Below are 13,584 nucleotides of genomic sequence, written 5' to 3' on the forward strand. Positions count from 1 at the left end.
TCCCGTTGGTCCCGTTGGTCCCGTTGGTCCAGGTGTAGCATTAATTAATTGAATTAATAAATTTAAAAGAAGTTGTAAACTTGAAGGATTAATAATTAAAGAAAAGAAGAATTGTGCAAGAGCACTGTAAAATTGTTGTAATAATACAGCTAATTGACCTAAATTCGGATTTGGAGATTGTAAAATAGTTAAAATGCTTTGAATTAATTGTTTTAAATAATTTCCTTCTGGAGAAGAAGGCAAAGAATTTAATAAATCTAAAAATTGATTAAATAGATCAATTAATACCAATTTATTTGCATTATTGGGATTTGCAAAAAATGCAGCAACAGCTGATATTAAAGAATTTAGCAAAGTAATTAGTTGATTTAATTGTTGGTTTGTAATCGGCACTGTTTGTGGATTATTACAACATTCTTGTGAAAAAATAATATTTTTACAATGATCGTGATTATGAAAACAGTTATTATTCTCCATATTTTCTCTCCTTGATTTAAATTTTTTCTTTTTTTAACAAAAGAATCATTCTTTAATTTGGAGGAATGTGTATAACACGAACAAATTAAAGTGAGAATAATTCCAATTAAATTATATGTAATTAATTATTTTTAGCTTGGACTTATACAATAAATAAGAGTTTATAAAGTAATAAAATTAAATTATTATAATAGTGACCCTGTGCTTTCTAAAGTGGGTACAAACAAAATAAAAAGAAAAATTGGATAAATAAAGGTTTTGTGAGTTTTTCTGTTTGTTAGAATGTAAAAATTTAAGATGTGAAATGTAAATGTTCAAATACTTTAAAAGGAGTACCACCAACATTTTGAAAAAAAACACGCTAAGAGCATACAAGATTTTATACTTTTGGTTAATCTAATACTAAATGAGAGCTATAAAACGGCACCAGAATAGGAATGTATAAAAAAATGCACAGATCCCTAGAACAAAAAAGGAGGGACCCTTACTCTCATAAGGGTTCCTCCTTTTCCTTGCTACCAATAACGATAATTATGTAAATAAGAAACCCCTTCAGTTTACTTGCTGAAGGATTTTTTTCTAGATATATTGAATACTGATAAGTGGTGTTATGTTAACTAATGTAGATACTCTTATTCAAATCCCAAAATACGGTATAATTTAGTTGTGAAGTTAAAAGGGGTGTGGGTATGGAGGACTAAGATATTTTGGTCTCTTACTTGTATTAGTATTTGGTGTGGGATTTATTATACGTTGGATTTTTCGTGATGTAATTTTGTTAGATCAATTACTTGGTTTAAGTATAGGGATTATTACGTTAATAATGGCGTTTTTTTGTAAAGAAATACAGTAAGGAGCCTAAATACTAATAGTTAATTTATGCTTTCTTTGGATGAGTATCTTAATAGTGATGAGATACTCATTTTTTTCTTATAATGTTTTTAATCACTTAATTTATAGTGTATTGAATGTATACTTTTGTTGTGTATTTTACGGATATCAGGGTATTTGGATTGAAGTCAGTGCTTTAGGAGATTTGAATGTAAACTAATATTTAAAAGTTTACTTTGGAACATACAAATATAATCCAACATACAATACTATGGGCATCTAAAATAAATCATCTTAGTCGACAAAAAGAAAAACCACAGCAATTCCTGTGGTTTTTCTTTTTGTCGATACTGTAAGTATACTTACACGGAATAAACCTCCCTGTTTACGCTTTTTCCATTCTAAAGTTGAATAACCCATCTTTCACTTTTACTATGTGAGTCCCTGACCAAAAAGTATGTACTTTAAAATAGTACCAATCTCCATTTTTTCTTAAATATTTTTTAATCTCATAGCCTTCTTTTATAAGATATTCTTTAATATCATCTTCTTTACTACCAAACATACTAATTTCGCCTTTTAAAAAATCACACTGATCTTATTAAAAAAGAAATAAAAAAGTGCAAAATCTACCAACAGATTTCGCACCAAAAAACAGATAACAGATACAATCACTCGAAACATAGGAGAGTGTTTCAATACTTATTATAACCTATATATTTACATATTTTCGTATGAATTTGAAAATATGTAAAAATTCATTATTTAATTTTGAATTTTCTTTTTATTTTAGTTATACTAAACAATAAAGAGACAAATCTCCCTTAGGCTGTCAATAATTATGCTAACGAAACACACCCAAAACCAAAAAACCAATTCCCGTGTAATGGAATTGGTTTTTTGGTGCAATTCAGTCAAACAGCAACTTGAACCCACATTTTCAAATGTAGTCTTATCAATTTTATCATAATTTTAAATAAATAAACGTAAAAAAAGCCCTTTATATACAATATATAAAGAACTTTTTTAAAAGGATGAAACCCTTAAATTAACTAGTGATGAACACTTATTATATCATAAATCCCTTATTTATTGTATGATTTCTTTTTGCTGTTGTTCTTTTAATGCAATTTCTATTTGTTCAATGCGAAATGCTACAGGTAGTTGAGTCGCTTCTAAACGCGCTCGGAATTTCTCTTTTATTCCTATCACTTGAAACAATAAATCAGCAACTCGATGTAAAACAACTTGAATTACTTTTAAAACGACAGCTGCAAGAGCCGATAATACAGTCACAATCGGCACATGATTCGATAAAACAGATATAAAATCGTTGTCATAGCTAACTAATGGATGATTAGGGTTAACTCATAATAGACAATTCACTTAATAAAAATAGACGAAACAACAGAAACAATATTGATAAGCTTAATAAATTTTTACCTTGAAATTAAAAGTAATTCTATGACCTATTTTTACAAGTATCTGGGTTGGACCCCTTTAATATAGTTTTACTTGAACCATAAATCTTACACCCAAAAACAAGGAGGGACTGAAAAAATGTGTTTTTACTAGATGCATATTAAAAAAGACAAGCATAAGTTATATTACGTTTTGGTAGAATCCACTTATCTTTGAAGAGGACTCAAATTTTAATAATAGATTTGAGTCCTTTTTTTTATATATCATTATTCTCTAATTACCATATACATATAATGTATTTAAAATTAATTTTAAAGGAGAAATATGATATATGACAAAATTGGAGGAACTAGAAAAAGATTTTAATCAAATGAATTTAGATTTAAAAGCTATACAACATGATGTGAAAAATTTAGAAGCAAGAATACTAGTAGCTGAAAAGGATGTGTTAACTATTAATAAACAATTAGATAAAATCAGTGCAAATACTACATGGATTTTACGATTGATCGTAAGCGGATTGTTAACAGGAGTACTTGGTGTATTAGCTAAAAACCTGTTATAGAGAAAAAGGGTGTTGGTCAATCAAAACGGACCTAGCGAAGCAAAGGGAGTATTTGACTTGACAAACCGCACTACACCCAAACCCTCTTGGCACTGAACAAACTACCGTTTGTTCCTGCCAACCGGCGAGGGAGCCCCTCAAGGCTTGAGGGGTTGGGGAGTTCGATTGAGGGGGTCTGGGGAAGGGTTCCCCAGTGGGTTTGGGCAAAGCCCACGGTTTGTTTTTTGCCACGTAGTAAGTGGCTCGGCATAGCCGAAAAGCGTCGCAGACCCCTATCGATTTTGATGCGTTAGTGTCAAAATACGTATAGGGTTACGTTAATTGACATCATTTCGTCGCTTTGCTAGACTGATGGTATCAATTAATCTAGGGAAAGTGGTGGCACTTTATGTTGGGTTCTATCTCATTTAATCAATCCCACCAAAGTTCATTGAGTCATAATAACAGAGAAAATGTTCATGGAAATCCTGGGATTGATCCAGCCAGATTACATGAGAATATTTACTTTGTTCAAAAGGATATCCGAAGTGTATACAAGGATGTCTTTCAAGAAGCAGTGGACAAGTATAATGAGAAACAAAAACGGAATGATCGTAAAATTGATGATTATTATGACAAAATACATAAAGATGATAAGACACATGAACAACGAGAATTAGTCGTGGCGATTGGGGAAGGTAAAGACGACTCGAAATATAGGGAAGCCAAAAAGGAAGCGTTAAAACAGTATGCTGAAGCGTTTCAAAGGCGAAACCCTAATCTAGCAGTTTATAACATGGTTTTACATGATGATGAAGCGAATCCACATTTACATATTAACTATGTACCAAATTTCGAAAGTAGTCGAGGATTAACGAGGCGTGTCGGAATGGATAGAGCTTTGCAGCAACAAGGTGTCGAAGGAAAGGGAAGACAGTTAATTGGGCATTGGAGAGAAGCGGAAACGGTTTATATTGAGCAATTAGCGGAAAAATATATTCCGAATTTTGAACGTGCTAATGTAGGCTCTCATAAGTACATGAAAGTTCGTCAATACAAGGAATATGCAGAAGCGAAGTCAACTATTGAAAACCAGGTACAAGAAAAAGAAACAGAGTTACAAACGATTGACCATGATTTAAAAAATGTTGAAGAAAAAACAAACGAATTACAAGTAATCAAAAAAAGTTTGGAAAGTGATGTTACTGATAAGCAAAAAGAATTAGACATAGTGAAACAACAAGTAGAGAGTGAAAGTGAAAAACTACAGCTAATTGGCCAGCGTCAGGTAGAGTTAGAAAAAAGAGTAGAACAAATGCAAAAAGCATTAGATAGTGCTACAGATCAAGTGCCAAATGAACTTGTTAAAATTCCATTTTTACGTAAAGAAGTAGTAGTAGAAGTACAGGATAAAATGTTTGGAAAAGCTGAGATCACGAAGAACCAGACAAGAAATTATGTGTTATCACCAGAACAATATCAAGAAGTAACAAAGCAAGTGAATGCAGCGGTCACTATCAAAAAGGATTATGAGCGTTTGAGAGAAACAGATTTTGTGAAAGAGTATGAAAGTTTAAAAATGACTGCAGAAGGTTGGATGAAAGAAAATAGAACATTGAAACAAGAAAAAAGTAAGTTGCAAAAGGAAGTTGGGGTATTAAATAGAGAAATCAGTTCATTAAAAGCTCATATAAAGGGTTTACAGGCGAATATAAGAGTTTTGTATGTACAAACGAAAAAAGTTTTTAAGGAGCAATTTAAGACGTTTAGAACGATTATTAAAAATGAATTGGATAGTAAGGGAATAGATAATCAATTTGAAAGTGAGCATAAAAAAGAAATGAATAGACATCGTGGATTGGACATGGAGAGGTAAAATAGTAAGGAAACTTTGTTTTTATCTTTAAGGTTATTGAAAACGTGATAGAATGAAAAAAAGAGCCATGCGGTAACATGACTCTTTTCATAGGGTATTCTACGAAAATACCTAAACTTAACTTATCTGATTATAGATTATCACAATTTGATTTATAATCAAATAGCAAAAAATAGGTGTTTTTGTTGATTCCCACAATTAAGGAGGAATTAACCTAGATATGACAAAGAAAATTATTGATTTCGGACAAGCTGAAAAAAAGGCAAAAGAAAGAGATAGTAAGATTAATAGCATTTATGAAAAACTTGAAGGTAGTGGTGGACTTTCTGAAGAAGAAAGAGTCATTATGCTACAAGTATTAAGTAAAATGTCTGGTGGAGAAGAGTATTTTATAGGGAAAAAGAAAAAACCTACAGATCGGGTGAGATTTGTGCAGATAATTACTGATAATATTAATTATTTATGTAAAATTGGATATCTGACAAATGCTGAAAAAGCTTTTTTAATTGATTTAATACCATACATAGAATTTAAAACTAATATTTTAGTTGAATGTTCAGATGAAGATTCAGATGAAATAGATGCAGATGCAGCTACACCGAGTTATTTAGCAAGAAAGTTAGGAAAAGGTAGAAGTAATCTTTCTGTTTTAATGAATGGGTTATTAGAAAAGGGAATTTTAGCAGTTGCAGAATCAGGAATGACTACTGAGGATGGACGTATTTGTAGTTCTCGTACATGGTTTGTGAATCCTAATATTCTATGTTGTTCTCCTAAAGATGGAGTAGATAAGGCTACTATGAAGATTTTTAAGAAGTCTCTTAGAAACTTTAAAGTAGATGGAGATAAGAAAAAACACAATTTACCGATATATTTATTTTAGATGTCATTTATAATTGACATCTTCTTTTTTTGCGTTTTTTCCATTTTTTAGGTGTATCTTTTTTCGAACACCTGTGTTCGAATTTTCGAACACCCCCACCCTCTCAAAAGCTTGCTATTACTGACTTTCTTCACTTTGCTCTTCTCACTCTTATATATAGGGCTAAAAGTTCCGCAAGGAACAGGTAGTATTTTTGAGCAAACAACACTCAAAAATCTCCACCTTCATAATAAAAAAATCGGTTCGTTCATCCTCACCTAAAGACTATCGTCTTTTCTTTTTTATTATGTCCTTGCAAAACTTTTTTCGGCTCGTGTGCTTTTCTCGCCAAGCCGACAGACAAAAAGCAAAGCAATGGTTCTCGACTTGGACTAGCAAGTATACGAGCCGAACCGCTTAGGTCATTCGTCCCAAGATAATTCTTATTCTAAAAATAGATACGTAATACGTGGGGGTTCGTCCCCACACGACGAGCCAGCACTCTAGCCAAAAAGCAAATTTCACACCAAAAAACCAGAACAAAATCATATTAAGTAAAAAATAACTCGAAAATATCTTATTTTATCAGTTGTTGAATGTCTGAAAAAAATCTAACCAATGCTATTGTTGAGATTCTTTGGTAACTTCTTGTTGTGATAACTATCATAGTGACTTTTTCTCCAGCAACCACTATTAGTGGCTAGTTACCATAAGGACTTATTTTTGAAATTTGCTATTTTTTAGAAAATATGTTAATCTAAGAATGACCTATTTTTGTTCGGTTTGAGATTAAGAATAAATTTTGTTTTTCGTCTAAGGTATTTGAGCAAGGGTAGTAACACATGTGTGGGTATCCATACTAGGAGGCAACAATTATGGAACAAGGTAAAGTAAAATGGTTTAATGCAGACAAAGGTTTTGGATTCATCGAGCGTGAAGGTGGAGAAGACGTATTCGTACATTTCTCAGCTATCCAAATCGACGGTTTCAAATCTTTAGACGAAGGACAACGTGTAACGTTTGGAGTAGAACAAGGACAACGTGGCGCACAAGCTACTAATGTTCAAATAGCTTAATATTAGCTGATGAAAGACCTTCTTGCAGGGTCTTTTTTTGATTTTGTTGCAATATTCCGAATGCAACTTTTTTAAGGGGATTTGGGGTGCTTAACTTTTAATGAAAAAGAAGACGTTAGAAATCATAATTTTAGCATTATGGGGTACCGCCAACAAAATGAGAATTTTGTACACTAAGCAAAAAAAACAATAAGCTGTCCAAGTGGACAGCTTATTTACATAATGTTCTTTATTGGAAGTTAATATAATACCTTTGTTCAAGTATTGCATTTTTTCGTTCAAGATAATTTTTCAATTTAGACTTCTGTATAAAGAGCATAGTCTAATATAGATTGATATACGCTATGCCATTCATGATGATGAACTGTGATTTCATTTGGATTAATTAATTTCCTATGGGCTGATTCATGCTTACCTTCAAAAGCACGGAATTCTTTAATATCCATTCGGTAGAACACTTGATAACCAATTTTAGGATATTTACTTTTTTCATCCCATTTTGGATTTTCGTTGTGATCAACTATTATGTATCCAAGAAGATTACATTTACCTTCAACGTAACCCTCTTCCATTGCTTCACGTTTAAAGCACTCCTCAGGAGTTTCATTGACTTCTAAAATCTCATCCAACGTAGCGGCGGGTGATAATCCACTCAGAGTTCCCAATACGTATTGAATCTTTTCTGCTTCTGCATTAATAATATGTGCCAATCCTAATTCTTCTAACGCAATAGAAGCCAATATTAAATTAATTGATTCTTCTCTTGTTAATGAAATATTAGGTGTAATATTCGGTATATTTGCTTGTGACATATTAACACATCTCTTGTTTATCAAATTTTATAAAATAAATATCGTTATAAGATATGACAAACATAGACAAGTTGTGACATTACCTCATTTATTAAACAATAAACTTTTTAAAACCTTACACAAAATGTATTGTCCAAGTATATATATAGTATGTGACATATTGCATATTTCCTTTTGCTCCAGTATATTTTGTCTTAATATACTGGAGTTTTTATTTCGCATCAATTCCAATATATTTTTTCAATATACAAGATAAGCTGTCCATATGGACAGCTTATTGTTTTTTATAATTTTATTTTTAGGTCCCATCACATTGCTATCAAGCTAAGCTTATACAATGATAAGTATAGTAGGGGTCACACCATATCAAAAAAAAGAAAATTGTACGTTATGTCACAATTTGGACACATTTAATGCATTTTCTGTACGTTAAGACTATTTTTTAGTTGAATATGGACTATTTGGTACTGTAAATTCGATGTTTTCTAAAATGTTAACTGGAATATTCCTTTCACTAATGGGAAAAGTACTTGTGGTTTGTAAAGGTATACCTTTAAGGACATAACTTTAATCCTTATAAAATCAAGGTTTATCGAGTTTATAAACATGTTGCAAAATATTTATAAACGTTTATTAAGTCTTTATGACTTTTATAAATCCCTTAGCGTACAATTTTCTTAAAATGATATGGTGACTTCTTATAGTGTTTTACTTTAGAAAACTTCAAAAAACAATTGAAAGCTTTTCTTTTAATTAGAAAAAAAAGGTGTTACCTTTTTAAATAAGGAAAACACTAAGTAGCAACTGAAGAACAGATGGAGGACAAAATATGGCTCAAACTTATTGGGGATCTGAGGTAGCCAAGAACTTAGGGATTGGATCAAGTACTTTGCGTAAATATTGCCTTGCCCTAGAGGAAGCCGGGTATCCTTTCGAGCGCGGTAATAATAATTCTAGAATTTTTTATCATACAGACGTAGCAACTATAGAACGGCTAGTAACGGCTATGAACAAGAAGAGCGTAACACTAGAACAGGCTGTAAATTTAGCAATTGCAAGTGTTGGAGAAAATGAGATAGCAACTGTCGCTACAGAGAGCGTAGCAGATACAGAACACATAAAAGCACTAACGGAACGTATAGAACGATTAGAACAACTTAATTTAGAGTTAATTCAAAGATTAGATCAGCAAAGTAAACTTTTACAAGAAACTGATGCTCAGAGAATAATAAGAGAAGAACAAAGAGATATTCAATTAATGCAGGTATTAAGAGAGATACAAGATAGTAAGCAATTAGTAGCAGCTTCAGAACAGAAGAAATCTTTTTGGAATCGTTTATTTGGTAAATAAATTAAAATTAAATGATAAAGAGAACTTTGTTTGTTTTTTGAAAAAGATATGTATAAAAAAAGAGGGATGCTTGTAAAAAGATCCCTCTAAAGAAAAATAGAATAGATAGGAAGGATATAAAATTTATTTTATGTTTATTGTTGTTTTTGGTTTGTACATTTTAATTTTTTATAAAAAACAAAACAGAATGATCTAGATCATTCTGTTTTGTTTTTTTGTTTTGGGTAATTTTGAGTTGGAGTTAGTGGAGTTAAGGATTAATAAATCCTTATTAATATGTTATGAGTAGAGTGAAAAGAAGCTTGTACATTTTTAATAAAATTTATTTTTTTATGTAAAAGGGGCCAAGAAATAGTTTGTAGTTTTATTTCTTGGCATGGGTGTTTGGAACGCTTGGATGCTGTCCCTTACATTATTCTATGTTTGTATTTATTAAATGGTTTGTTATTATTGTTTATTTCGAAAAAAACAGAAAAGAAAAACACCTATTTTTATTAATAGGTGTTTTTCTTGCAAAAGTAAGCTTATAAAATTAAGGGAATGTGTTTTCCTTTTTTTTTAATATCTAGATTTCATACTCATCATGATGATGATGATCGCATTCTCTACACTTTCTACGTTTACAGCAAAAACGGCTGCAATCAGGTGAATTTACAGAGACTACGTTAATTTTATTAATTGCAATACGTGCTAATCCAGGGAAACAATCAAAGTCTGAGAGAATTATTACATTGTTACCTTGGAACCCTTGGAATGTTGCACTTGTAGGTGGCTGACAATCGTACTGAATAACAAGACAAGTTCCAGGAGTTAATGTTCTTAAAAATTGTAATAACTCAGGGTTACTAATATTGTTTACATTAACAGTTTGTTCTTCTCTTCTTGGTTGTTCTCTATGATGACTATTACATCTGTTAAAGTCACAACCTCCACCAAAACCAAAACCCATAATATTACCCCCTTTCGTTCGTTAGTATATCTTATGCTCGTCTAGAAAGGATGGTGTGAGTATATGAGTTTAGTTAAGAGTGGATTTTTTATTTAAATTAAAAAATCATTTATTATATTGTTTTTTTGTTCTAATTTTTATTATTGTTTGATTTTTAATTTAAAGTAGATCATTAATAGGTAAGTCAATATATAGTCCTGTCAGTATATAAACAAACCAATTTTATTGTTATAGAAATTGGTTTGTTTAGGTGTTGAATTCATTACTATCTGACAGTCTTAAGGAAGTTTGTTTCTTATTTTTTATTGGTTTGTTTATTTTAAATGTTTATATTATTAATGTTTTGAACAAAAAGTAAGAAGAAAATCTATACTTAATAATTTAAGTCGCATATAAATATTAAGTAACTTTTTATTTAGAGTAATATAAGACAAGCTTAAATAAGGAGTATTATGTATGGAAGAACTTTGTGAATTAAAAGATAAGATTCAGCAATTAAAATTAGATCAAAAAAAGATACAACATGATATAAGAGTTTTAGAATCGAGGATATTAGTAAATGAAAAGGAGATTTTAACTATCAATAAACAACTAGAAAAAATAAGTGCTAATACTACATGGATTTTGCGTTTAATCATAGGTGGTTTGTTAACTGGATTATTTAGTATGTTAATGAAAGGTGTTATTTAAAATTTTATAATTAATTTTTATGAAGAGAAGTCTAATATAGATTATTAGACTTCTTTTTATGAAAGATAGATTAGTATTTAAATTTTGGTTCTGTTTGAAGGTAATAGCCATTTCTTACGTGACCTATCCAATTAGCAAAGAATTGTTTCCATGAAACACTGTTAAAAAATGAATCTATGGATTGAGTTTCAGAATTCCAATCTAAAATCAAGAATGGAGCATTTCCTAATTGCCAAATACCTCTGTTATTATCAGTTCCTGTTTCTCGTATCAATAATAAAGGAAGCCCATATTGATAACCCATGGAAGGTTCAATTTGAGAAAAAGGAGTTCCTTCCCAAAATGGTTCTGTAGGTTGAAATGCTCCTACGTTTGTTTTAATTCCTTGGATAAAAAACCTTTGGAAATTTATTGCTATTAAACCATAGCTGGATAATATCATTCGTCTTATACTTGTCAATGGTGACTCAGGATATTGATCACTTCGGGGTATGGTACGAGGAAATAGAAGAGCTTGTTCAATTTCTAAGATGAGTCGATCTAAAAATTGTTGTTGTAATTGATTTAAAGTGTTTACTGTGCTTAAAAATACAGGTATTCGAAAAGCTTGATCAATAGCTGTTTGTAATTTTATAGAGGTAAATACTCCTTTAGTAGTATTTACATAAGGTTTACTATTCGTAGTTTCCATTAGTATTACTCCTTTATAATATTAATCAATGCTACTAATAATATATGGGAGTTTAGAATAAATGTTTGGATAAAAATTGTATATGAGGTATCATCAGGACTTTGCGGATCTTTATTTCATAATTTTAGTATATATATAATATCTTTCGATTTCTAATGTAAACAAATATTCAATAGTTTATTTTCCATCATAAAAGTCTAGCTTCTTTAATATAGTTTGACTTGAACCATAGATCTCAAACCTAAAAACAAGGAGGGACTGAAAAAATGTGTTTTTACTAGATGCATATTAAAAAAGATCAGCATATATTATATTACGTTTTGGTAGAATCCACTTATCTTTGAATAGGACTTAAATCTTAATAATAGATTTAAGTCCTATTTTTTATATCATTATTTTTTAATTGTTATATACATATAATGTATTTTTAATTAATTTTAAAGGAGAAATATGATATAGGGGTAGCGTTAGGAAAATGTGGATTTACAACGACAAGGAAGTTTCAATACACTGAAAAAGCAGATTCCTGATGAAATTGATTAAATTTATTCTTAAACTACAGCTCCTTTTACTTTAAGAATAATGATGTTTATTTTATAATTACGCCTGTTTGTAGCTCAGCGTTAAATATTTTATCTTCACTTTTTTTTAATTAAAGAACTTTCGTTCAGGGCTCCATTTCGCGCCTAAAAGAGAATTAATTATTATGGCAAGGATCAATCCCAAAATGAATCCGTAGAACGGATGGTTTTTTAGAATAAACATTGGAAAAATGTAAATGCAAATAACTGTGATTACTAAATTGACTATGTAACCTAATTTCGGCCGATTTTTAAACATTTAGCATACCTTCTTTTTTTATTTAAGTTGAGAAATATAGAAATATTTAACAATTTTACTCCTGTATTTTACCATAAATTACTTTATCTTTCTTCAACTTTTTTGCTTGTTAGTTTAAGTGTATTATTTCACAATTCCAATAGAGTAGAGTCTATTGAGACTTAGAGATTTTTACATAAAATAAGGTTTCCAAATGTCTCATATGTTTTATCTCAAAAGTTTTATCGTTGTTAAACCATTTATTTTTAATAATACAAACTTTTTAACGTTGTAAATCCGCATTTTCGGGATGTGATCCCGATAAGACATAAACTATCGATTAATAACCCATTGGTGTAACAAAAAGGTAGAAAATTTATATTGTGACAAATTATTTTTGAGACAGTATTTAGTTATATCAAAATTCAATATTATCTAGTTTTAGAATTTTTTAAAAAATGTAACAGAAACGAATGTTTCTGTTACAAATCCGTTTAGTCCAGTTAATCCCTCGCTATGATTATAACTAAGGTTATTTTGCTAGCACCACCTGATCCAGGTAACCCAAAATGTTAAATGCCAATAGATTGGAATATTTTGTATTAAGCCCCCTTTTCGCGGGATGGGCAAAGATACCCAAATTTCAAAGTTGCTAAATTTTATTTAACAAGAGATGGTTTTTGTTTAATATAAAAATCATCCCTTGTTAATTATTTTTTAAAAACTATTCTATTTTTACAAATGATAGTGTAGAAGCATTAGTACCAATTCCTCCATTAACCCCTAAAGAAAGTAGTACTGTTGGTGCATTGCTAGTACATAAACCTATTGATACAACATCACCTGCTGCAATATTAAGAATAGTAGTTCGATTGATTTCTATTGTTCCTATTGTATTTCCAGCAGTACCAAAAGAATTCATAAATGGTACTACGATACCTGTTCCATTGATTTGAATTCCAAAACTTCCTGTATTACCTGGTGCTAGAAGAACTGAACCTGATATTTCGTATATTCCAGCTATATTTACAGTAACAGACCCATCAGCATTAAGAGTAAAAGCTCCAGGAGTATTTATAGGGGGTGGACTTGCAGATCTTACTGGAATAACAGTTCCAACAGTTCCAACACCAGAAGGTACAAACGGACCTAGATCAGTGACATTACCAAAGGTACCGTGAACG

General features: G+C 30.6%; 13 protein-coding genes. 6 read left to right on the plus strand and 7 right to left on the minus strand.

What is annotated here, in order from left to right; all coding sequences use genetic code 11:
* From C4S65_RS32635 to C4S65_RS32645, 3 genes are all read right to left on the minus strand, one after another.
* A partial coding sequence (locus C4S65_RS32635; RefSeq protein ID WP_142391615.1) for a collagen-like repeat preface domain-containing protein occupies positions 1-477 on the minus strand: 477 nt, incomplete at its 3' end.
* 1,216 nt (positions 478-1,693) lie between these two features.
* Positions 1,694-1,873 (minus strand): hypothetical protein, encoded by a 180-nt coding sequence (locus C4S65_RS32640; protein WP_103945870.1) that lies wholly within the window; start codon positions 1,871-1,873, stop codon positions 1,694-1,696.
* A gap of 524 nt (positions 1,874-2,397) precedes the next feature.
* Positions 2,398-2,604, minus strand: a complete 207-nt coding sequence (locus C4S65_RS32645; RefSeq protein WP_258043918.1) for a hypothetical protein — start codon at positions 2,602-2,604, stop codon at positions 2,398-2,400.
* 457 nt (positions 2,605-3,061) lie between these two features.
* Between C4S65_RS32645 and C4S65_RS32650 the strand changes: the two genes are divergently transcribed.
* The 4 genes from C4S65_RS32650 (at position 3,062) to C4S65_RS32675 (ending at position 7,088) form a co-directional block, all read left to right on the plus strand.
* Positions 3,062-3,295, plus strand: coding sequence for a hemolysin XhlA family protein (locus C4S65_RS32650; RefSeq protein ID WP_103945871.1), 234 nt, complete (start codon positions 3,062-3,064; stop codon positions 3,293-3,295).
* A 388-nt stretch (positions 3,296-3,683) separates the two neighbouring features.
* Positions 3,684-5,150, plus strand: coding sequence for a plasmid recombination protein (locus C4S65_RS32660; RefSeq protein ID WP_103945872.1), 1,467 nt, complete (start codon positions 3,684-3,686; stop codon positions 5,148-5,150).
* A 220-nt stretch (positions 5,151-5,370) separates the two neighbouring features.
* The gene (locus tag C4S65_RS32665) at positions 5,371-6,033 is read left to right on the plus strand and encodes a helix-turn-helix domain-containing protein (RefSeq protein WP_103945873.1); all 663 of its coding nucleotides are present in this window, start codon (positions 5,371-5,373) and stop codon (positions 6,031-6,033) included.
* A gap of 854 nt (positions 6,034-6,887) precedes the next feature.
* A complete protein-coding gene (locus tag C4S65_RS32675; RefSeq protein ID WP_000434815.1) occupies positions 6,888-7,088 on the plus strand; it encodes a cold-shock protein in 201 nt (66 codons plus the stop codon).
* Positions 7,089-7,384: 296 nt separating this feature from the next.
* Here the strand turns inward: C4S65_RS32675 and C4S65_RS35575 are convergent, their stop codons facing one another.
* Positions 7,385-7,900: a hypothetical protein gene (locus tag C4S65_RS35575; RefSeq protein ID WP_258043919.1), complete on the minus strand. Its 516-nt coding sequence runs from the start codon at positions 7,898-7,900 to the stop codon at positions 7,385-7,387.
* A gap of 829 nt (positions 7,901-8,729) precedes the next feature.
* Between C4S65_RS35575 and C4S65_RS32685 the strand changes: the two genes are divergently transcribed.
* Complete coding sequence (locus tag C4S65_RS32685; protein ID WP_103945874.1) at positions 8,730-9,251, plus strand: DUF3967 domain-containing protein; 522 nt, start codon at positions 8,730-8,732, stop codon at positions 9,249-9,251.
* A 565-nt stretch (positions 9,252-9,816) separates the two neighbouring features.
* Here C4S65_RS32685 and C4S65_RS32690 read toward each other — a convergent pair.
* Positions 9,817-10,200 carry a hypothetical protein gene (locus C4S65_RS32690; RefSeq protein ID WP_103945875.1) on the minus strand — a complete coding sequence of 128 codons (384 nt, stop codon included), beginning with the start codon at positions 10,198-10,200 and terminating at the stop codon, positions 9,817-9,819.
* A 456-nt stretch (positions 10,201-10,656) separates the two neighbouring features.
* On the opposite strand from C4S65_RS32690, the gene C4S65_RS32695 reads away from it, so the two are divergent.
* Positions 10,657-10,890 carry a hemolysin XhlA family protein gene (locus C4S65_RS32695; RefSeq protein WP_103945876.1) on the plus strand — a complete coding sequence of 78 codons (234 nt, stop codon included), beginning with the start codon at positions 10,657-10,659 and terminating at the stop codon, positions 10,888-10,890.
* Positions 10,891-10,960: 70 nt separating this feature from the next.
* On the opposite strand, the gene C4S65_RS32700 is transcribed toward C4S65_RS32695, so the two are convergent.
* Together C4S65_RS32700 and C4S65_RS34785 are read right to left on the minus strand one after the other, a co-directional pair.
* Complete coding sequence (locus C4S65_RS32700) at positions 10,961-11,581, minus strand: hypothetical protein (RefSeq protein WP_103945877.1); 621 nt, start codon at positions 11,579-11,581, stop codon at positions 10,961-10,963.
* A gap of 1,543 nt (positions 11,582-13,124) precedes the next feature.
* Positions 13,125-13,584, minus strand: a 460-nt coding sequence (locus C4S65_RS34785) for a hypothetical protein (RefSeq protein WP_103945878.1), incomplete at its 5' end; no start/stop codon positions are given.

It is taken from the genome of Bacillus sp. ok061 (assembly GCF_900108285.1).
Taxonomy (GTDB): domain Bacteria; phylum Bacillota; class Bacilli; order Bacillales; family Bacillaceae_G; genus Bacillus_A; species Bacillus_A thuringiensis_S.